We start from the raw sequence: 20,453 nt of genomic DNA, 5'->3' as shown, positions 1-20,453 counted from the left end.
TAATAAAAATTAATTACGCTGCAATATCTCTCAAGAAAAACGGTTCAAAGATAGCTTCAATATATCTAGCAAGAAGTTTTCACCATCCACTTCCTCTCTAAATGCAAAAATATATTTACTGGTTCTTATCATTACCAAGTATTAAATTATACTTGTATTATTATAGCATATTTTGCCTTAACACATCAATACATAGAATATATAAAAAATATATTTATAATTCTTAAAATAAATAATAGTTTAAGTCCTCGTATATAACTTTAATCACAACCCCTAGTGGTACAGCAAGTATCATACCTAAAATACCGCCAACTTTCCCACCTAAGATTAATAGTAATATTACTGTTAAGGGATGCATACTTATGCTTTCTCCAATTATTTTTGGAGACAATATATTTCCTTCAATTTGCTGAAGTGCAAATAGCCACAAGGCTGTATATAAAGCTATTTTAGGTGAAGCAAGTAGCCCTATTAGAATTGCAGGTATTACACCAAATATAGGCCCAAAATAGGGTATTATATTGAAAATTCCATTTATCAAAGAAAGTATAAGTGGAAAATCAACTTTCATAAACATTAAAATAAAAAAAGTAGCAATGCTTATAATTCCACATAAAATAAGTTGACTTATAATATATCGTCCCAATACTTTATCAATATCATCTATTATTTTTTTTATTATGTTTCTGCTCTCAGGAGGAAATACTATCAATGTCTTATTTATCATATTCTCACTATCGCATAAAAAATAATAAATTATTAGAGGCGAAACCATATAAGTGATTATATTCTCACCAAGTCCCATAATAGAGTCAAATATATTATCGAATATTACAAGTATTTGAGCATTTAATTTGTGGTATATAGTATTCATAATACTACTCATGAACTTGTTCGTGGTTAATATTTTAAATTTCATATTTACATGGGTTAAATAATTTTCTAAATCATAAATTGCCTTACTAATGTTTAACCCTTCCCTAAATATTGACGGAATTAGCACCACAAATGTTAATAATATCAAGCCTATTAGTCCCACTATTATCAGTGAAGAGGCTGCTTTTTTATTTACACCTTTTCCAATCAAAAGCATATATAGTGGTTTTAGTATATATGCTACAATAAATGAAATGAACGCTAAATTTAGTAATTGTTTAATAATAGGTATCCTTATTGCTATAAGGACAACTACCATAAAAAAAACAATACTTATAATTGTAATAATTAATTTCTTTTTACTAATTTTCTTCATGAGCTTTGCCCTCCACGAAGAAGTTATGTGGCATACTCTTTAAAAAAGGATTATGGCAATTGGGAAGATATAAAAGATTTTCTTCTCCCAGTATTAATTCATTTATTAAAATTATTCTCTTCCCTCTAAGCAAATTTGTAATAAATCCAGAAGACACTATAATCCCTTTAATTTCAAAGGTATCATATGTAAAAGTAATATCTTCAACCATACCAAATACATTTCTACATTTGTCTATAACATCCATATTAACAAAGCTATGCAAAGGTAGATATTTATTTTTCTCAATTTTTTTCACTACCATATGTTTATTAAAATATATAATGTCTTCTTTTAATACACTTACATTTTTATGAAAAAATTTATAAGGAGATACTTCAAATCCAATTACTCTTCCTCTATTAAAATCGATTAAAAGATCTTTGATAAATCCTATTTTTTTACCTTCTACAGTGACAACATCCATAAATATAAAATCTTTGCTTTTAAACATAATATCTCCTACATGAAAACAACTTAATTATTTTATAGTTATGTTTTCCAATTAGTCTAGGAATTATTACATAAATAAATATAATTGTTGAAAATAAACTATTTTTTCTTAGAGGATGCTAACAAAAGTGAACGCATTCCTAGCGATATATACTTTTCGTTATAGCATCCTCTAAGAAAAAATTTTAGTCTTATTAAAGATATTTATTTTAAATCATCTTTCCAAAGCTCAAGATTTTGTAACCCTCTATAATTATTTATTGCATTATGTATAGTTTGTTCTGCTAGCACTGAGCAATGCACTTTTGAAGACGGTAATCCTTCCAGCGCTTCAATAACTGATTTGTTGGTAAGTTTCCATGCCTCCTCTGTGGTTTTGCCCTTTACAAGTTCTGTAGCTATGCTAGAAGAGGCTATGGCAGACCCACAACCAAAAGCTTTAAACTTAACGCTCTTTATTATATTATCTTCAACTTTTATATAAATTTTCATTATATCTCCGCAATTAGGGTCTCCCGCCTCTCCAATGCCGTTAGCATCACCTAATATTCCAACATTTCTTGGACTATAAAAATGCTCCATAACTTTATCACTATACATCATAATTATTCTCCTTTTCTCCTTATAAATACAGAGGGATACCTAGTCTTTTAACTAGATACCCCTCTGCTTAAATTATCCACCAAAGTAGCTTTATATATAAAGCACATTTAAATAAATAACAAGTCAGTAGCTAGTATATTTACTTGTTGTTTATTTGAATGTGCTATGTATTTATAAAACTTCTTCTATTATACCTCCACCCACTACTAGGTTTTCCGAATAAAAAACTACTGATTGTCCTTTGGTTATAGCTCTTTGCTTATCATCAAAAACAACTTTTACCCTATTGTTTTCTAATGGAATCAAAGTAGCAAGTTGTGGCTGTGCAGAATATCTAATCTTAGCTGTAACTCTCAAATTAGCCTTAAGTTTATCAAATAGAATGAAATTTAACTCTTTTGCGATAAGCTCAGTTTTAAAAATATCCTCTTCGCCACCTAAAACAACTTGGTTAGTTAATGGGTTAATATCAGTAACAAAAACAGGTCTTCCTAGTGCTATACCTAGTCCTTTTCGCTGACCTATAGTATAGTAGACTATTCCTTTATGTGTTCCTAAAACTTTTCCCTTTTTATCAACAAAGCTACCTGATTTTATTTCCCTACCACTATACTTTTTAATATAAGCTCCATGGTCGTTGTCAGGTATAAAACAAATTTCTTGACTATCTTTTTTTCTAAAAACTTCTAGTCCAATTTTCTCTGCAATATTGCGTATTTCTGGCTTTGAATAGTCTCCACAAGGCATTAAAGTATGACTTAATTGATATTGAGTTAAACTATACAAAGCATAAGTTTGGTCTTTTTTATTATCATCTGCTTTTTTAAGCACATATCTATCTTCTTGTTTTTCAATTTTAGCATAGTGACCTGTAGCTATATAATCAGCTCCAAGGGCTTCTGCTTTCCTTAAAAACTCTTTGAATTTAATATCTTTATTACACACAATACATGGGTTAGGCGTTCTACCTTCCATATATTCATCAATAAAGTTATCAATAACATTTGTTTTAAAAGCATCCTTAAAATTCATAACGTAAAAGGGAATATCCAGTACATCTGCAACGCGCCTTGCGTCATTTGCAGCAGAAATAGAACAACATCCACCTTCATTTTCTTCATAATCAGGATTATTCTCAGAGAGCTTCATCATAATTCCTATAACTTCATAGCCTTGCTCTTTCAAAAGATATGCAGCTACAGAGCTATCTACTCCTCCACTCATTCCAATAACTACTTTTTTTTTCATCTAATATCCCCTATTCTCCGTGCACCTCGGCATGTATATCATCGTGTTCTGTGTAATCCCATACTTCAAGCCCTGCTTTGCTTCTATAATCATTAATTGCTTTGTGTATAGCTTCTTCAGCAAGGACCGAGCAATGCATTTTTATTGGTGGAAGTCCATCTAAGGCTTCAGCCACAGCTTGATTTGTTAAAGTCCATGCATCATCTACAGATTTACCTTTAATAAGTTCTGTCGCCATACTTGAAGATGCTATAGCAGATCCACAACCAAAAGTTTTAAACTTTGCATCTATCACTATATTATTTTCTACTTTTAAATACACCTTCATAATGTCTCCACATTTAGCGTTACCAACTTCACCAATTCCATCAGCATTTATAATTTCCCCTACATTTCTTGGGTTTGTAAAATGGTCCATAACTTTTTCGCTGTATATCATATTATTTTTCCCCTTTCTTTAAGTAGTCATCGTATAATGGTGACATATCTCTTAATCTTTGAATAATCCCTGGAACTGTTTTTAATACAAAGTCTACTTCTTCTTCAGTAGTTTCATCACCTAAAGATAATCTTAGAGATCCATGAGCTATTTCATGCTCTAGTCCTATTGCTAGTAAAACGTGAGATGGATCTAAAGATCCAGATGTACATGCACTTCCGCTAGAACCTGCTATACCATTCGCGTCTAACATAAGTAGTATAGATTCGCCTTCTATAAACCTAAAGCATATATTTGAATTACCAGGAAGTCTATTTTCTCCTCTTGGTCCATTTAATCTTGTATGTGGTATTTCTAATAATCCATTCATAAGTTTATCTCTTAAATAAACTAGCTTTTTATTGTTTTCTTCCATGTTTTTAGTTGCTAGTTCAATAGCTTTACCAAAACCCACTATGCCAGCCACATTTTCAGTACCAGCTCTTCTATTTCTTTCTTGTCCACCACCATGTATTAAATTATCTATTTTAATACCTTTTTTTACATATAATGCTCCAACGCCCTTAGGACCATAAAATTTATGAGCAGCTATTGATAATAAATCTATATTCATTTCTTTTACATCTACTGGAATGTGACCTACAGCTTGAACTGCATCTGTATGAAAAAGTATTTTCTTACTTCTGCATAATGCTCCTATTTCTTTTATTGGCTCTATTGTTCCAATTTCATTATTGGCAAACATTATTGATACTAATATAGTTTTATCGGTAATAGCATTTTCTAAATCTTTAATATTTATAAGACCATATTCGTCTACTGGTAAATATGTAATTTCATATCCATTTTTAGCTAAATATTCACAAGTATGTAATACGGCATGATGTTCAATTGTTGTTGTTATTATATGATTTCCCTTTTGCTTATACGCAGAAGCTATTCCTTTTATTGCCCAATTATCTGCTTCTGAACCTCCACCTGTAAAGAAAATTTCATTTTCATTGGCATTTATAGCTTTTGCAATCTTATCTCTTGCAACATCAATGGCTTTTTTAGTTTCTCTTGCTAGAGTATAAATTGATGATGGATTTCCAAAGTATGTTGTGAAATAAGGAATCATCTCTTCTAAAACTTCTGGTTTAGTATAAGTTGTTGCAGCATGGTCCATGTAAATTGATTTATTCATTATCTTTCACTCCTTTATTTAATGTTATTTCATTATAATCATCAACAATATCTTTTAAGGTTATTGAGGATGTTACACTATCTATACTGTTTTTAATTTTTTTCCATAATAATCTGGTAGCACAACAATCAATTTTATTGCAAGAGCCTTCTTCAAGACAATCTGAGATTTCAATTGGTCCTTCAAGCACATTAATAACATCATATATAGTTATTTCCTCTGGTGCTCTATTTAGTATATAACCGCCTTGAGCTCCTCTTACACTTTTAATAAGTTTAGCCTTCCTAAGAGAAGAAAATAATTGTTCTAAATAATATTCAGAAATACTTTGTCTTTCAGATATACTTTTTATAGATATAGGTTGTTCTCCATAATTTATAGCTAAATCTACCATGGCTTTAACACCATATCTTCCCTTAGTAGATAATTTCATATAATCACTCCTTCAAAGTAGAGTGTTTTACTATACTTTATATAAATTATAATATCAAACCCTAGTAAAGTTGTCAACTATAAATATGCGTATTTTTCAATATTATTTACATTAATAAGCTAAATTATTGAATTATTCATTAATAATCCATCTGTACATCCATAATGCTCAAAATTATGGATTATAATTATATATATATCCCCTTTTATATTTTAAAAAAAGATTGACGCATAAAGAAGTTTTTAGTAATTGTTGAAGGAATTAAATATGTATAGTATAATTTAAAAAATGATTCTGAGGGATATCTTCCACGTATTTACATCACTTACCTAGGGTTTTTTATATTTTTTAAGGAGGTATTAAAAATGAAAATCGACATGGTAAAACCATCTATTTTGCCTGGCTTTATGGAGTTACTGCCAGGGGATCAAATTCAGTTCAACAAATTAGCAGATACAATAAGGAAGACTTATGAAAGCTTTGGATTTATGGCCATAGATACACCAATAATAGAGAAATCTGAAATTCTACTGGCAAAAGGAGGAGGAGAAACTGAAAAGCAAATTTATAGATTTTTAAAGGGTAGTACTGATTTATCTCTTAGATTTGATTTAACTGTGCCCCTAGCCAGGTATGTGGCTCAAAATTATAGTTCTTTGACTTTCCCTTTTAGAAGATACCAAATTGGCAAAGTATATAGAGGAGAGAGAAACCCAAAAGGACGCTTTCGTGAATTTTACCAATGTGACATTGATATTGTTGGTAATGGCAATTTAAATATTTTGAATGATGCTGAAATACCTAGTATTATTTATTCAGTATTCAATAACCTAGGATTCCAGGATTTCACTATAAAAATAAACAATAGAAAGCTATTAAATGGATTTTTTGAAGCACTGCAAATTCAAGATAATTCAGAGGTTTTAAGAGTTATTGATAAGATTGATAAAATTGGGACATCAAATGCCACCCAGGAGCTATTATGTTGTGGCTTAAGTTTCGAAATCGTAGAAAAAATCTTTGAATTTATTAATATAAGTGGAAGCAATCAGGATATTTTATTATTATTAAACAATTTAAATATTTCTAATGCAAACTTCAAAGATGGTGTATGCGAGCTTTCAGCTGTTACTAAATATGTAAAATTGTTTGGTGTTCCAGATGATAATTTTAAAATAGATTTAAAAATAACCAGAGGTCTTGATTATTACACAGGAACAGTTTATGAAACATTTTTAAATGAATACCCGTCTATTGGTTCTGTGTGTTCAGGTGGACGCTATGACAATTTAGCAGCGTACTATACAAAACAAAAACTACCGGGAGTAGGCATATCAATCGGCCTTACTAGATTATTTTATCAATTAAATGAAGCAGGCTTCTTTAAAAAAGAAGTTAATAAATCTATAACAAAAGTTCTAGTAATACCTCTTGATAATAATATTGATTATGGAATTTCTCTTGCAAATTTTTTAAGGGATAAGGGCATAATTACAGAAATATATCTTGAAGAGGCTAAACTAGTAAAGAAACTTGGCTATGCAGATAAATTAGGTATTCCTTTTGTAATTTTAATTGGTGAAAAAGAAGTAGAAAATAAAACGGCCACTATAAAAAATATGTTTACTGGTGATCAAATAACTGTTGATTTTAATGCTTCTTATGAAATAGTTAATGCATAAATAAAGGTCTAACAAAAAAATATTATTGCCTCACAAATACATTATCTTTTGTGGCATAATAATAATAATAGGTAAAAACCTAAACAAAGGAGATTAACCTATGGATTCAAATAGAAATACAAGATGGTTAGAGGATATCAATTTCTTATGTCGTGAACTTTCTCTAAAACATAAAAATTTATTTTTCCAAAAAAATAAAGAAGATTTTTTTAAGGAAATAGAAAGTTTAAAAACGGATATTGAATCCCTAAGTAACTATGAAATAAAGCTGGAAATTGCTAAAATTGTTGCCTCCATGGGAGATGCTCACACCTATGTACCTTTAAACGTTAATCTCTTGCTTCCCTTAGAATTGTATTGGTTTGCTGATGGAATCTATGTAATAGTAGCCCCACAGCAGTACAAGGAAATACTGTATCGCAAAATAATAAAAATAAACAACATCGATATAGAAGAGGTTATTAATATTTTAAGCTCAATCATTTCCTATGAAAATGAAACCTATCTTAAATCACAACTACCTAAATACTTACCTGCTATTGAATTACTATACGATTTGGGACTTGTTAATGATATTGACATCTTAGAATTAACATTTGAAGATGAAAACAAGAAAGAAAGAACTTTAGAAATAGAATCTATGCCCCTTGGCGAATGGAAAGAATTGTACAATTTAATTAATAATGATTTAATGTATAGCACCAATTTACCTCTTTATAGAAGAAATAGTCACAAAAATTACTGGTTCGAATACATAGATGCTTCTAGTATTGTGTACTTTAAATACGATGCTTGCAAGGATATGCCCCCTAAAGATGTGGTTACCTTTTGCAGTGAACTCATAAGTTTTATTGAAGCACATATCGTAGAAAAACTCATAATTGATTTGCGAAATAACTTTGGTGGTAATTCTTCATTATTAAATCCATTTATTGAGTATATAATAAATTGTGATAAAATCAATAAAACTGGTAATCTTTTTATAATAATAGGACGAGAGACTTTTTCGTCGGCCCTGTTAAATTCCTTTTTCTTAAAAGAAAACACCTCAGCAATATTCTTAGGTGAACCCACTGGTGGAAAACCAAACTGCTATGGTGAAGTGCAACGATTTATTTTAAAAAATTCTGGACTTACGGTTTGTTATTCTACTGAATACTACAAAATTATTGAAGATGATACCCTACTATCACTTTTACCGGATGTTAATATAGATTTCACCATACAAAATTATATTAATAATGAGGATCCGTGTTTTGAATACATTAACAAGAAAGACTCATAAAGTATTTGCTCTCCATATTTATGACTTTTTTTATCACCTTTTCCTCCTAGAACTAATACTATATACTGTGAATAATTTTACGAGGAGGAGTATTATGTCCTATAGAGATGATAGTACAAGCTACAGAGATTTAATCCTTGGCATAAACAAAAAGGTACCTCTTATATCTGGGAAAAGTGTTACTGCAATTAATTTTGATAATGCAGCAACTACACCCCCTTTTAAGTCTGTTATGGAAGATGTTGTGAGATTTACTCCTTGGTATTCCTCCATTCATCGTGGTGAAGGATTTAAGTCTCAACTTACTACTAGATTATATGAGGAGTCTAGAGATATTGTCAGCAAATTTGTTAAAGCTGATTGTAATAATACAGTTATTTATGTTAAAAATTCCACTGAAGCTTTTAACACTCTTTCAAATTTATTATATGAGTCTTCTAATAAAAATGTCATTTTGACAACAGACATGGAGCATCACTCTAATGACCTACCTTGGAGAGATAAATTTATTGTAGACTATATATCTATAGATGCATCTGGAAGGCTATCTTTAGAGGATTTAGAAGCTAAGTTAAATAAATATAATAATTATATAAAGCTAGTTACAATTACAGGTGCTTCAAATGTAACAGGATATAAAAATCCTATCTACAATATAGCCAAATTAGTTCATAGATTTGGCTCAAAATTACTTGTGGATGGTGCACAATTAATACCCCATGCTCCTTTTATTATGAATAATGAGAACTCAGAATATAATATAGATTTTTTAATCTTCTCTGCCCATAAAATGTATGCTCCCTTTGGCATCGGAGTATTAATTGGACCAAAAGATATTTTAGATAACTGTGACCCTGATTTGGTAGGTGGTGGAACCGTAGATATTGTAACTCATGATTTTATAAAATGGGCTGAATCGCCGCAGAGGCATGAGGCTGGATCTCCAAATGTTATAGGCACCATAGCTCTGGCATCTGCTATTAAAACTTTGAGCAAGATTGGTATGGCTAATGTAGAGCATATTGAAAAAAAATTGACTGCTTATGCCATTTCTCAAATGAAAAACATTCCAAATCTTAAAATATATTGTGACACTTCTAAAAAAATTGACAGAGTTAGTATAATTCCCTTTAATATTGATGGAATTCACCATGCCACAGTTGCAAAAATTCTTTCCTATGAATGGGGTATTTCAGTAAGAAGTGGATGTTTTTGTGCTCAGCCCTACATGGCTTCACTTCTAAATATTTCCAGTGAATTTTCAAGTAATCTCATAGCAAATCCTGACTTAGATCGTCCCGGAATGGTTAGAATAAGCTTTGGACTATATAATAGCTACTCAGAAATTGATATATTATCTTATGCCCTTAATAAAATTTCATCAAAAAGAGATTATTATATTTTGAAATATCAAAATATGAAAAAAACTCTTTTTGATAAATAATTCCTATAACTATTTGAAAATAAAAATAGTACACAGGTAAACTCTGTGTACTATTTTTAACTTACCACTTAAATGGATAGTAAAATTAATTGAATTATTTATAAAAATAATATTACTATAGGTATAGTTATTACAGAAACCATTGTAGTTATAAATACGCACTGTGAGGCAAGTAAACTATCCCCACCATGTTTTTCAGCAATTATTGCAGTTATTACTGCTGCAGGCATTGCTTGCAGTATAACACATATATTTAGTAATAATTCATCTACTTTTAAGAATTTTAAAACTACATAAATAAGCATTGGAACTATTAAAAGTCTTACCACTGTAGCATAGTAAATAGAAATGTCAGAAAAAATATCCTTAAATTTCATTTCCGCCAGCATTGAACCAACAATTATCATAGATATTGGTGTTGTAGTAGATCCCACTAATTTTAACGAATTTTCAATAGGTAGAGGTAATCTTATTGAAAATACGAATAAAATTATGCCAATAAATACTGCTATAATCGCTGGGTTTGCTATTGCTTTTCTCATGGATTTAAAATCTTTTTCTCCTGTGTAGAGCATTACACCTACTGTCCACACTAAAAGATTGAAAGGAATATTGAATATTGCTGCATAGAAAACACCTACTCCTCCATAAATACTTTCAAGCACTGGATAACCCATAAACCCAACATTGCAAAAAATTGTTACAAACCTAAATACCTGTTGCTTGTTACTCGGAAACTTAAAAAAGAGTATCTTACTAATAAATATTAAACCTATGTGTATTAAAAAAGAATAAATTAAAATTTTTTGAGCATTATTGACCATGGTCGCTTCATATTTAATATTAAATGATGTAACTATCATAAAAGGCAAGGTTATATTTAATAGCAATTCTGATAGACCTTTATCAACGATAATATTAAAAAATTTTTTTTTCTTGGCATAAAAGCCTACCATCATAACAATGAATAATACCATAACTTGATTAACTAACTGGCTATTTCCCATTTTTATTCTCCTTAATTCAAAACATTCTAGTAACTTATATTAACATTAATTTAGGTGGGTTAACAACTATTTAAAATTAATTAAAAGTAATAGATCAAGTGATTATTAACCGTACCCCACAATCATATACTTTATAAAGAATTAATTAATTGAAGTTATTGTTAATGAAAAGGGGGAATCAAAAATGTATATTAATATGGACCAATATATGTATGAAGTTTATAAACAGGCCGAATATTGCAAATACAATATGATGTATACTAATACCTTTGATGATGAAATTTTTTATAAAAATTCACTTAATAAAAAGCTCTATGAAATAAGTGATTTACTAGAAGATGATTTTAATTTTTCAATTAATCAGACCTTAGAAAATAAAGGTATTAGGCAAGAGGACTAAGTTAGCTAAATATAATGGTAATCTAGCCTATGTTGCAATAAATGGAGCAGTTTATGCCCTGCCATGGAGATTCCAAATTGATCAATAGCTTACCAAAGATTGGAATCTTGAAAATTTAATTAAATAAGGCACCTTCAAATAAATTAGAGTTAAATGCTTGTATAATTATTTGAAGGTGCCTAAAATACATTTTATAACAAGGGCATATACTCTATTTTTCTATTCTTAAAATAAACAGGTTTCAAATTACATATCTCGCATATCCTATTAGCTAATATAAAATTGTTACCAATATCCTCTGCATTATGTGCATCGGAACCTATAGTTACATATTTTCCACCTATTTGTTTGTAGGCACTATATACATGGATTAAATTATTATATGCTTCCACACTGCCCAGTCTTCTAGTATTAATTTCCATTACTTTTTCATTATGTACTATAGCTTTTAGCACTTCATCTATATATTCCTTAAATTCATGGTAGTGTATTTCATTATCTTGATAAGTAGCATATCTAGATATATAGTCGATATGTCCTAAACTATCAATAAAATCATACTGGTTTACGCAATCTACCATACTTGAAAAATATTGTTCAAATACTTCTTTTTTAGTTTTACCTACATAAGTTTTCGGATTGAAAATATCTGCTCCATTAGCTGCATGTATAGATCCTATTATATAGTCAAAAGGATATTTGTTTATTATTTTTCTATTTTCCTCTAAACAAATCTCTTGCATTCCAATTTCAATTCCAAGCATAAAATTACTACCCTTGTATTTTTCATAATCATTAAAATATTTATCTATATCAAAAGTAAAATCTGTTCCTGTTGGAAACTTTAAATCTAGATGCTCTGTAATCGTCATTCCTAAACCAATCTTTCTCGCATGGTCCAGAGCATTTTGAAGTTTCATTTCAGAGTCTGAAGAAAACTCTGTGTGTATATGTGAATCAATCATAAGTCATCCTCCTTTTTTATTCAATTTTAATTGTAACACACTCCACTTAAATAACAAAAACCACATTTGTTTGCAAATATTTTTGCAAACAAATGTGATTTTTATAAATTAATATTGAAGCACTGTGTGGTTTATATTAAGTATATCTCCGCCCCCAGAGATTGTGGCAGAATATGTTCCAGGAGCAGTATCATTGCCAACAATCCAATTAAAGGTAGCTACCCCTGTTTTATCTGTACTGCGCCATTGAATAACCCTAACTGTTTTATTTCCTACTTTATATGAAGTCTTTATATTATATTGTGTATTGGGTCTTCCTTGTATTGTTATAACACCAGTTCCTCCATGATTAACAGCAGATACAGCATTTATAATTTTTAAGTTGCCCTGGGCTATTATAAATTGTTGCTCTGGCATATTCACGGCCTTTACCATAGATATAGCTCCCGTGGTACTAGGGCACACAATGATGCACATGCTTAAAAATAAAATCCACACTACCTTGATTTTCATAAGATCACCTCTTCTTATATATTCTACCCATGTTAATAAATAATATTAGTTGCCACGCATATGGTAGCTTCAAATAATATAAAAATTTGGTTGAACTAGTTAAAAAGTATATCTTCATTAATATTTTATGGTGATTATGACATATTACAGGATGGATTAAATCCCTCCATTATCATAGCTTAATTGCCACATAACTCCAAAATGTTTCTTGAATGTCCATGCCTACAGTTCCGCCACTCCTTACTTGTAAATAATTCATAAATTGTTTATTTGAATATTATATTATTTTACTGCAAGTCTGCTGGAAAAACCAAACCTATTTGTTTTCTTGCTTCATCCATCGTCTCCATTACCCACTTAGAAGTTTGTAATAATTTAGAGCTACCCTTTATGTCACCATTTTTAATCATAGTTATAAAGGTCTCTATTTCATAGCACATATCATGTTCATTATGAAATTGTGTTAACTCTTCTTCTTTTCCATCCCTAAAAACTATTTTTACCTTTTCAAATTTATTAATATTTTCAATTATTATATTCCCATCTTCTCCTTGAATCTCCGAATGCAATTTTGAATTTGTTATTTTTGAATACATAGCTATAGCATCCATTTCATCATACTTAAATATTATACTTCCTTCACCATCAACACCAGACTCCAAAATTAAAGCATTTGCTTTTATTTCCTTTGGTTTACCAAATAAATTTATCATGGGATGAATACAATAAACACCAATGTCCATTAACCCACCATTAGATAGGTTTTGGTTAAATGCATTTAATACTATTCCTTCTCTATATTTATCATATCTAGAAGAGTATTGACAATAGCTCCCAAAATATTTTCTTACCTTACCTATTCTATGTAGATTATCTTTAATGATTTTAAAATTAGGTAGCTGTGTTGTTTTCATTGCCTCCATTAAAATAACATGGTTGATTTTTGCAGCATTAATCATGCTAATTACTTGTGATGCATTTGATGCTAAAGCTTTTTCACATAATACATGTTTTTTATGGTTTAAAAATACTATAGCTTGCTCTGCATGAATTGCATTTGGCGATGCAATATACACCGCATCAATTAAATCACTTTTTGCCATTTCAAATAAATCAGTAAAAATATGTTCTACATTATATTTTTCTGCAAAGGCTTTTCCTTTTTCTTCACTTCTTGAATATACTGCTGTTAAAATAAAATCTTTTACCTGAGCCGCACCATTTAGGAACCAATCTGTAATATTATTTGTTCCTATAACTCCAAATCTTATAACTTCCTTATTCATTAAGTCCATCTCCTTGTACATAACAAAATTTTATTTGATTTTATCTTTAGTATCATCTTCACCTTGAACTTCCATATCAATTCCAAACATATCAAATATATCTGTTTCTTCGATAACCCTACGACCTTTAGCTTTAGATTTTTCAAGCAAGTTCTGTGTTTTTTTGTTGATAGCTTCTGAAATAAGGTCATTTATATTTACCTGTCTTAAAATAAAAAACAGTTCTGGTTCATCATCAAGTTTTGCGCCAACACCATATAAAACTGCTGCTACATGCTTGCACATATTTGCCCAGTCAGGGCAGTTACACTTTAAATCTATTTCACTTGGCGCTGGAAATAGTCCATTACCTTTTGATGTAAACAAATCAGCCAGTGCTTTGGGAAATTTCCCTTGAATTAGTTCCTCAATAGATTCTATTTTTCCTAAGCATTGATTTATAATGTCTTCCCAAATATTTTTTGGTAGTGCTTTTATATTAATATCCAGCTTATATGGTTTTGAGCCACTTCCTTGCACCAGAGCATTTATATTTCCCTTTGTTATTTTAAGATCTAATACTGCTCCATTTTTCACATAACTACGTCCGCGAGCTATGCGATTAGCATAATCTGCATAACTTTCCAAGTTCTTGTTCCATGATTTCCCCCACCAAGTTTTTGCTATAGTTTTACCTGTTATAACTACCGGAGAAATATCTGGGTTTTTCTTTTTTAATTTTTTGACACTTTCTTCTGCGCGCTCTTTTCTCTCGGCTACTGGTACATAGGCAGGAAAGCCTCCGTAATAAGACATATATTACCCTCCAAAAATTATATTTGTAATTTAAATAAGTCCATAATTTCATTATTGGTCATCTCAGTAATAAAACTTTCTTGAATATCCGGAACAATTTCGCGAGAAAGTTTAATTTTATCTTCAATCATCATATCAATTTTTTCTTCAATAGTGCCTTTAGTTATAAATTTATGAACTATAACATTTTTCTTTTGCCCTATTCTAAATGCTCTATCTGTTGCTTGATTTTCAACGGCTGGATTCCACCATCTATCAAAATGAATAACGTGATTAGCTGCTGTAAGGTTTAATCCTACACCCCCAGCTTTTATTGAAAGTACCATAAAAGGTACGTACTCCTCACCTTGGAATTTATCTACAAGTTCTTTTCTTTTTTTAATTGCTGTTCCTCCATGCAATATAAGCCCTTTATGTTCAAATACAGTTTCTAGAAAATCACTAAGTGGTTTTGTTATTTCTTTAAATTGTGTAAATATAATAACTCTTTCTCTTTTTTCGTAAATAGTTTCACATATTTCACGAAGTCTTGCATATTTACCACTTTCATTTTCCAGGTAAGAATCTTGACCTAAATACTGAGAGGGATGATTACATATTTGTTTGAATTTCATAAGTGATGAAATTACTATTCCCTTACGCTCTATCCCCTCTTCTTTAGATTCAAGTTTTTGTTTTAAGTCAATTACCAACTTATTGTAAAGCATAACTTGTTTTTTAGTAAGAGTTGCATATGTTTTCATTTCTATTTTTTCTGGCAAATCATTAATGACTGCTTTGTCTGTTTTTAATCTTCTAAGGATAAATGGACTCACAACCTTTTTAAGTTTTGAATAGTCCATCTGACTTTCCTTAAGTTTCTTTATAAAACCCGAAAATTCCTTTGCACTTCCTAAAAGCCCCTTATTTAAAAAGTCAAATAATGACCACAAATCTGAAAGCCTATTTTCTATTGGTGTACCCGTCATTGCTATTCTATATCTAGCTTTTAATTGTTTTACTGTTTTAGTTTGTATGCTTCCTGGATTTTTTATAGCTTGAGCCTCATCTAAAATCACTGAATCCCAAGTTATGTTTTTTATCCATTCAAACTTTGAAATCATAGCATATGTAGTTATAAAAAGGTCATAATTCTCCATATACTTACTATCATCTTCCCCTAATTTTTTATTTTCAGAAGGATGTATAACATAATACCTTAGCGAAGGTGCAAATTTTTGAATTTCACTCATCCAGTTACCAATAAGTGATGCTGGAATAATTAACAATGTTTTTTCTTGTTTATTTGTCCTAATATAATTTAAAAGCGCAATAACTTGCACCGTTTTCCCAAGTCCCATATCATCTGCAAGACATGCTCCAAGCCCAAGTGCTTTCATAAAATGAAGCCAGCTTATACCACGCTCTTGATAAACACGTAAGTTAGCATTAAAGTCATCTCCACAATTAATTTCTTCTATTTTTTCTGGATTACATAACTTATCAACAACTGAATTGAGCCACTGTCCATTTGTAACTTCAAGATCAAAGGTATCTTTAGAAACATTTAATACTTTTTGAGCATTTAACTGAAACCGCATTGCTTCAACCATATTTATGTCTTTACTTTCCATAAGCTTCTGTGCCTTTTCAAAAGCCTTTAGCATTTGTTTTAGCTTTTCATGATTAACTTCTACCCATTTTCCCTTTATAAAAGCTAATCCCTCTGCTTCTGACAGGAGCTTTTTTATTTCATCAGCGGTAATTGTTTCTTCTCCTAGAAATAGTTTTGCATCAAAATCCACTAATGCTTCAAGGTTTACTCTTGAGGGTGTAGAATTTCCTACACTTACAGACATCCTTAAGGATTCTGATTTATTCTTCCACCATTTTGGAATACGACATAATATCCCTGATTCTTCATAAAGAGGTATTTCTTTTAAAAATGTAAAAGCTTCCGCCGCACTTAAACCTAAGGGATGAAATATTTCACCTGTATCAACAAGTTCTGAAATTAGCTCACTTTTTTCTGATGCCTTGTTTACTGTTGAAAGCAAATTTAAAAGTTTTTTGTTGTTTTCTCCATATTCAATAAGTGCATTTTTTAATGGAAGATGCTTTGATGTACCACTTTTTGCATCATTTACTGAGTAAGTTGCTAAAAATGCAAAAGGATAATTGTCCTTTTTACTCTCAACTAAGTGGAAAAATACACGCCCAACTAAGTTAATATTAGTGCTGAAAGAAGAAAAAAACTCGGAAACGCTTCCTTCATACTCCCCTATCATTTCACTAAAAGAGATATTTAACTTCTGCCATAGTTTTTCAATCCACTCATAATTCAAGTATTCCAAGCCAGTCAAATAAGGTGCGTTATCTAGTAAGTCTTTAATTTCATCTTTTTCTATGTATACTATGGTTTTTTCACGTAAAAGTTCAATGTCTAAATTCATGGATATTTTTTTTATAAATGTAGCTATAATAAGTCTTAAATATGTAACAGAATCTGTTAAAACTTCTGTGTTTTCTAAAAATCCAAGAAAAAGCATACCTTGATTTTCATTTTGTGCAAAATGATTATTTATTTCTTGTTGAATTGCAATTTGCTCTTCATTTAATTTTTCTTTTGTTACTTGAAAGTCAAGTTCAAAAATACCATCTTGTTTAAATATTACAATTAATTCTTTGTGCTCATTATCTATTGATTTCTCTTTATTATTTATTGTCATTTAGCTTATCCTTCCTGGAAAATCTATTGTTATTTTTAATTATAACCATGGTTCTATATGCATAATCAATTATATATTAACTCTATTCTAAGGCATATAAAAAAAGATAACAAGTAAATATACTAATATATTGCACTTGTTACCTTTTTCATATTTCTAATATATTATAAAATAAACAGAGTATAAACCACGACTTTGCCTATCCTTCATCATTAACCTTAGGATCTAATGCCACCCTTAATACATCTCCTAATATATTAAAGCTTAGTACAGTTAATAATATTATTATACCTGGAAATAGAGATAAATATGGAATATCAAGTATATTTTCCTGCGCCTTTTGTAGCATACTTCCCCAGGATGCCATAGGTTCTTGAACGCCTAACCCTAAGAAGCTTAAGGCTGATTCTGAAAGTATTGCACCTGCTATGCTTATACTAGATATAACAATAATAGAGGAAATTAAGTTAGGAATTATATGTTTTTTTATTATGTGTTTATTGCTAGCGCCTAGAGACTTTGATGCCATAACATATTCCCGCTCTTTAAAGGATAATGTCTCTGAACGGACAATTCTCGCGGTACCCATCCAACCAAATATACCAATGATAACTATTATATTTATAATACTTGAACCTAAGTAAGCATTAGCTATAAGAATTAAAAAAAAGGTTGGTATGCACATAAAAACATCTATTATCCTCATATTTATGCTATCAACTATTCCACCTACATATCCGCTAATAACCCCTACTAGCGTACCAATGATAACTGATACAAACATGGAAGCAAACCCTACTGTTAAAGATACCCTTCCACCATAAAGCACCCTAGTAAAATAATCTCTTCCCAACTCATCTGTTCCAAAAAAATGATTCAAATTAGGTGATAAAAATTTTTCTGATAAATTAATCTTATTAGGGTCATAAGGTGATAAAAAAGCTAACAAGGAGCTCACTATAATTATAATTAGAATTACTAATGAAACTAGCGCAAACTTATTCTTTTTAAATTGAAGCTTTAGGTTAATCATGGCCCTATTTTTAATATTATTTTCATTTTCAACGATATCTGTATTTTCAAGGATATTTATTTTTCTCCACTTTTCCTCGCTATTCATCTCTTTGCTATTACTCATGTTTATCCACCACCTTTATTCTAGGGTCAAGAGTTGCATATAGTATATCTGATATTAGATTCCCTAAAATAAGTAATATTGAAGTAATCATAGTAATTGCCATTATAGCAGGATAATCCCTATTAAATACTGAAGTTACTCCAAATCTTCCCATGCCTGGCCACCCAAAAATACTCTCTGTGATAAAAGAACCTGAAATAAGCTCTGGTAAACTCATTCCTAATATTGTTACAAAAGGTATCATTGAGTTTTTTAAAACATGTGAAAATAATATCCTGTTTCGAGATGCGCCTTTACTTATAGCCGTTATTACATAATCTTCTTTTAACTGACTTATAGCACTGGACCTAACATATCTAGTTAATACAGCTATGTTAGAAAAACTAAGTACCATACACGGCATAATGCTGTGCTTAATTAAATCTATATTTGTTTCTATCCCTATAGCTCTCATACCTATAGATGGCAATATTGAAAGTTTTACAGAAAAAAGAACTATAAGCATCATTGCAAACCAAAATCCTGGGATTGATATTCCAACATAGCATACAGCTGTAACAACGTTATCAAATGACTTGTTTCTCTTAAAGGCACAAATCATACCTAAAGGAATAGAAATTATAATTGATATAAGCATGGTAATACCCATTAGCCCCAACGTAACTGGCACTCTAGCTCCTATCTCCTCCGAGACTGGTTGATGGCTTATAAATGAATACCCAAAATCTCCTTTTATAACAGTTTTAATCCACTTCCCATATCTAACTGTTATAGGTTTATTAAATCCTAATCTTTCTCTTGTTTCTGCCACCTGAATTTTATTCATTCTAGGTGTTACAAACGCATTTGATGGGTCTCCTGGTGCTAAATTCATAATCAAAAATGAAACAATTGAAATCGCTAAAAGCATTGGGATTGCTTGAAGAACTCTCTTAAATACATACCTTTTCATTTAAACTTCTCCTATCTCTATTTAACTGAAAAGAAATATGCAAGCTCATTATTTTGAGCTTATATATCTAGCTTCTCAATATTTAACCCTTACCAATTAATCCTATGATAATGTTCTTTAATCTTTATAATTGCTTGTAATAAGAACTATGACCCTATTGAAATTTACTAATTAAATTTCATAGGGTCAAGCTCTTTGGAAAAACTTTGCAAGTTGTTTACTCCAACTATTTTTCTATTATATATAATAGCAATAAGTCCTAAACTCATTGTAGCAACTAATGCTAAACATAAAATTTTTGATTTTTTCATTGTTTTCCCCCTTGGATTGCAATTTCCTTTTGTTCCACAACCAATTGCATAGACAAATTTAAACAAATTCAAGGTATTTTTTACATTATTTCAATTTTGTATAAACAATGCTTTAACTATAGGAAATATAAATTGTAGGATTGTTTTGTAATTTGAATTGCAAATAATCAATAATATCATTTATAGAATATTTTTAGTAAACTACATGATAATATAAATTTCTAATTATAGGTATTTTTCATTTATAAATATAGCTGATTTATTCAGCTTTAAATAATTTCAATTTATTGAAAATTATGATATACTATTCTCAG

General features: G+C 30.1%; 20 protein-coding genes and 1 other annotated feature (1 of these 21 running past the window's edge). Of the genes, 4 read left to right on the top strand and 16 right to left on the bottom strand.

The window, feature by feature from the left end; all coding sequences use genetic code 11:
• Positions 1 to 141: a binding site (T-box leader), on the bottom strand; it reaches 52 nt to the left of the window's first position.
• Between the two features lie 82 nt (positions 142 to 223).
• The 7 genes from Ctaglu_RS19150 to Ctaglu_RS19120 form a co-directional block, all read right to left on the bottom strand.
• Entirely contained in the window at positions 224 to 1,252 is a 1,029-nt protein-coding gene (locus Ctaglu_RS19150; RefSeq protein WP_125004705.1) for an AI-2E family transporter, read from the bottom strand.
• Positions 1,239 to 1,745 (bottom strand): PRC-barrel domain-containing protein, encoded by a 507-nt coding sequence (locus Ctaglu_RS19145; protein ID WP_125004703.1) that lies wholly within the window; start codon positions 1,743 to 1,745, stop codon positions 1,239 to 1,241. The genes Ctaglu_RS19150 and Ctaglu_RS19145 overlap by 14 nt, the downstream gene beginning before the upstream one ends.
• Before the next feature lie 203 nt (positions 1,746 to 1,948).
• Complete coding sequence (nifU, locus tag Ctaglu_RS19140; RefSeq protein ID WP_507762487.1) at positions 1,949 to 2,344, bottom strand: Fe-S cluster assembly scaffold protein NifU; 396 nt, start codon at positions 2,342 to 2,344, stop codon at positions 1,949 to 1,951.
• A gap of 174 nt (positions 2,345 to 2,518) precedes the next feature.
• Positions 2,519 to 3,595: a tRNA 2-thiouridine(34) synthase MnmA gene (mnmA, locus tag Ctaglu_RS19135; RefSeq protein WP_125004699.1), complete on the bottom strand. Its 1,077-nt coding sequence runs from the start codon at positions 3,593 to 3,595 to the stop codon at positions 2,519 to 2,521.
• 10 nt (positions 3,596 to 3,605) lie between these two features.
• Positions 3,606 to 4,034 carry a Fe-S cluster assembly scaffold protein NifU gene (gene nifU, locus Ctaglu_RS19130; RefSeq protein WP_125004697.1) on the bottom strand — a complete coding sequence of 143 codons (429 nt, stop codon included), beginning with the start codon at positions 4,032 to 4,034 and terminating at the stop codon, positions 3,606 to 3,608.
• Position 4,035: 1 nt separating this feature from the next.
• Positions 4,036 to 5,220 carry a cysteine desulfurase NifS gene (gene nifS / locus Ctaglu_RS19125; protein ID WP_125004695.1) on the bottom strand — a complete coding sequence of 395 codons (1,185 nt, stop codon included), beginning with the start codon at positions 5,218 to 5,220 and terminating at the stop codon, positions 4,036 to 4,038.
• Entirely contained in the window at positions 5,213 to 5,653 is a 441-nt protein-coding gene (locus Ctaglu_RS19120) for an RrF2 family transcriptional regulator (protein WP_125004693.1), read from the bottom strand. Before Ctaglu_RS19120 ends, nifS begins: the two co-directional genes overlap by 8 nt.
• A 365-nt stretch (positions 5,654 to 6,018) precedes the next feature.
• Here Ctaglu_RS19120 and hisS point away from each other — a divergent pair, with 365 nt between their 5' ends.
• From hisS to Ctaglu_RS19105, 3 genes are all read left to right on the top strand, one after another.
• On the top strand, positions 6,019 to 7,335 hold the full coding sequence (gene hisS / locus Ctaglu_RS19115) for a histidine--tRNA ligase (protein WP_125004691.1): 1,317 nt from the start codon (positions 6,019 to 6,021) through the stop codon (positions 7,333 to 7,335).
• A gap of 100 nt (positions 7,336 to 7,435) precedes the next feature.
• Positions 7,436 to 8,620, top strand: coding sequence for a S41 family peptidase (locus Ctaglu_RS19110; RefSeq protein ID WP_125004689.1), 1,185 nt, complete (start codon positions 7,436 to 7,438; stop codon positions 8,618 to 8,620).
• A 94-nt stretch (positions 8,621 to 8,714) separates the two neighbouring features.
• Entirely contained in the window at positions 8,715 to 10,064 is a 1,350-nt protein-coding gene (locus tag Ctaglu_RS19105; protein ID WP_125004687.1) for an aminotransferase class V-fold PLP-dependent enzyme, read from the top strand.
• 98 nt (positions 10,065 to 10,162) lie between these two features.
• Here the strand turns inward: Ctaglu_RS19105 and Ctaglu_RS19100 are convergent, their stop codons facing one another.
• On the bottom strand, positions 10,163 to 11,071 hold the full coding sequence (locus Ctaglu_RS19100; protein WP_125004685.1) for an AEC family transporter: 909 nt from the start codon (positions 11,069 to 11,071) through the stop codon (positions 10,163 to 10,165).
• 184 nt (positions 11,072 to 11,255) lie between these two features.
• On the opposite strand from Ctaglu_RS19100, the gene Ctaglu_RS19095 reads away from it, so the two are divergent.
• A complete protein-coding gene (locus Ctaglu_RS19095; protein ID WP_125004683.1) occupies positions 11,256 to 11,471 on the top strand; it encodes a hypothetical protein in 216 nt (71 codons plus the stop codon).
• 191 nt (positions 11,472 to 11,662) lie between these two features.
• Here the strand turns inward: Ctaglu_RS19095 and Ctaglu_RS19090 are convergent, their stop codons facing one another.
• The 8 genes from Ctaglu_RS19090 to Ctaglu_RS25355 all read right to left on the bottom strand — a co-directional run bounded on the left by Ctaglu_RS19090 (position 11,663) and on the right by Ctaglu_RS25355 (position 20,139).
• Positions 11,663 to 12,436 (bottom strand): histidinol phosphate phosphatase, encoded by a 774-nt coding sequence (locus Ctaglu_RS19090; RefSeq protein ID WP_125004680.1) that lies wholly within the window; start codon positions 12,434 to 12,436, stop codon positions 11,663 to 11,665.
• 108 nt (positions 12,437 to 12,544) lie between these two features.
• Positions 12,545 to 12,949 (bottom strand): hypothetical protein, encoded by a 405-nt coding sequence (locus Ctaglu_RS19085; RefSeq protein ID WP_125004678.1) that lies wholly within the window; start codon positions 12,947 to 12,949, stop codon positions 12,545 to 12,547.
• Positions 12,950 to 13,236: 287 nt separating this feature from the next.
• Positions 13,237 to 14,235, bottom strand: coding sequence for a Gfo/Idh/MocA family protein (locus Ctaglu_RS19080; protein ID WP_207669503.1), 999 nt, complete (start codon positions 14,233 to 14,235; stop codon positions 13,237 to 13,239).
• 30 nt (positions 14,236 to 14,265) lie between these two features.
• Positions 14,266 to 15,030, bottom strand: a complete 765-nt coding sequence (locus tag Ctaglu_RS19075) for an SWIM zinc finger family protein (RefSeq protein WP_125004676.1) — start codon at positions 15,028 to 15,030, stop codon at positions 14,266 to 14,268.
• A gap of 17 nt (positions 15,031 to 15,047) precedes the next feature.
• On the bottom strand, positions 15,048 to 17,738 hold the full coding sequence (locus Ctaglu_RS19070; RefSeq protein ID WP_185732820.1) for a DEAD/DEAH box helicase: 2,691 nt from the start codon (positions 17,736 to 17,738) through the stop codon (positions 15,048 to 15,050).
• Positions 17,739 to 17,937: 199 nt separating this feature from the next.
• A complete protein-coding gene (locus Ctaglu_RS19065) occupies positions 17,938 to 18,771 on the bottom strand; it encodes an ABC transporter permease (RefSeq protein ID WP_224626690.1) in 834 nt (277 codons plus the stop codon).
• Between the two features lie 97 nt (positions 18,772 to 18,868).
• On the bottom strand, positions 18,869 to 19,828 hold the full coding sequence (locus Ctaglu_RS19060) for an ABC transporter permease (protein WP_125004672.1): 960 nt from the start codon (positions 19,826 to 19,828) through the stop codon (positions 18,869 to 18,871).
• A gap of 167 nt (positions 19,829 to 19,995) precedes the next feature.
• Complete coding sequence (locus Ctaglu_RS25355; protein ID WP_185732818.1) at positions 19,996 to 20,139, bottom strand: hypothetical protein; 144 nt, start codon at positions 20,137 to 20,139, stop codon at positions 19,996 to 19,998.
• Between the last annotated feature and the right edge of the window lie 314 nt (positions 20,140 to 20,453).

It is taken from the genome of Clostridium tagluense (assembly GCF_003865095.1).
Classification (GTDB): domain Bacteria; phylum Bacillota; class Clostridia; order Clostridiales; family Clostridiaceae; genus Clostridium_AD; species Clostridium_AD tagluense.
The sequence above is the reverse complement of the archived record's forward strand: the minus strand, read 5'-3'. Positions and strand labels throughout refer to the sequence as shown.

Coding starts and splice junctions, on each gene's coding strand:
- Ctaglu_RS19085 (WP_125004678.1), bottom strand. CDS start 12,949: ATGAAAATCAAGGTAGTGTGGATTTTATTTTTAAGCATGTGCATCATT.
- Ctaglu_RS19060 (WP_125004672.1), bottom strand. CDS start 19,828: ATGAAAAGGTATGTATTTAAGAGAGTTCTTCAAGCAATCCCAATGCTT.
- nifU (WP_507762487.1), bottom strand. CDS start 2,344: ATGTATAGTGATAAAGTTATGGAGCATTTTTATAGTCCAAGAAATGTT.
- Ctaglu_RS19070 (WP_185732820.1), bottom strand. CDS start 17,738: ATGACAATAAATAATAAAGAGAAATCAATAGATAATGAGCACAAAGAA.
- Ctaglu_RS19150 (WP_125004705.1), bottom strand. CDS start 1,252: ATGAAGAAAATTAGTAAAAAGAAATTAATTATTACAATTATAAGTATT.
- nifU (WP_125004697.1), bottom strand. CDS start 4,034: ATGATATACAGCGAAAAAGTTATGGACCATTTTACAAACCCAAGAAAT.
- Ctaglu_RS19095 (WP_125004683.1), top strand. CDS start 11,256: ATGTATATTAATATGGACCAATATATGTATGAAGTTTATAAACAGGCC.
- Ctaglu_RS25355 (WP_185732818.1), bottom strand. CDS start 20,139: ATGAAAAAATCAAAAATTTTATGTTTAGCATTAGTTGCTACAATGAGT.
- Ctaglu_RS19105 (WP_125004687.1), top strand. CDS start 8,715: ATGTCCTATAGAGATGATAGTACAAGCTACAGAGATTTAATCCTTGGC.
- hisS (WP_125004691.1), top strand. CDS start 6,019: ATGAAAATCGACATGGTAAAACCATCTATTTTGCCTGGCTTTATGGAG.
- Ctaglu_RS19100 (WP_125004685.1), bottom strand. CDS start 11,071: ATGGGAAATAGCCAGTTAGTTAATCAAGTTATGGTATTATTCATTGTT.
- Ctaglu_RS19110 (WP_125004689.1), top strand. CDS start 7,436: ATGGATTCAAATAGAAATACAAGATGGTTAGAGGATATCAATTTCTTA.
- Ctaglu_RS19080 (WP_207669503.1), bottom strand. CDS start 14,235: ATGAATAAGGAAGTTATAAGATTTGGAGTTATAGGAACAAATAATATT.
- Ctaglu_RS19065 (WP_224626690.1), bottom strand. CDS start 18,771: ATGATTAACCTAAAGCTTCAATTTAAAAAGAATAAGTTTGCGCTAGTT.
- Ctaglu_RS19090 (WP_125004680.1), bottom strand. CDS start 12,436: ATGATTGATTCACATATACACACAGAGTTTTCTTCAGACTCTGAAATG.
- Ctaglu_RS19120 (WP_125004693.1), bottom strand. CDS start 5,653: ATGAAATTATCTACTAAGGGAAGATATGGTGTTAAAGCCATGGTAGAT.
- nifS (WP_125004695.1), bottom strand. CDS start 5,220: ATGAATAAATCAATTTACATGGACCATGCTGCAACAACTTATACTAAA.
- Ctaglu_RS19075 (WP_125004676.1), bottom strand. CDS start 15,030: ATGTCTTATTACGGAGGCTTTCCTGCCTATGTACCAGTAGCCGAGAGA.
- mnmA (WP_125004699.1), bottom strand. CDS start 3,595: ATGAAAAAAAAAGTAGTTATTGGAATGAGTGGAGGAGTAGATAGCTCT.
- Ctaglu_RS19145 (WP_125004703.1), bottom strand. CDS start 1,745: ATGTTTAAAAGCAAAGATTTTATATTTATGGATGTTGTCACTGTAGAA.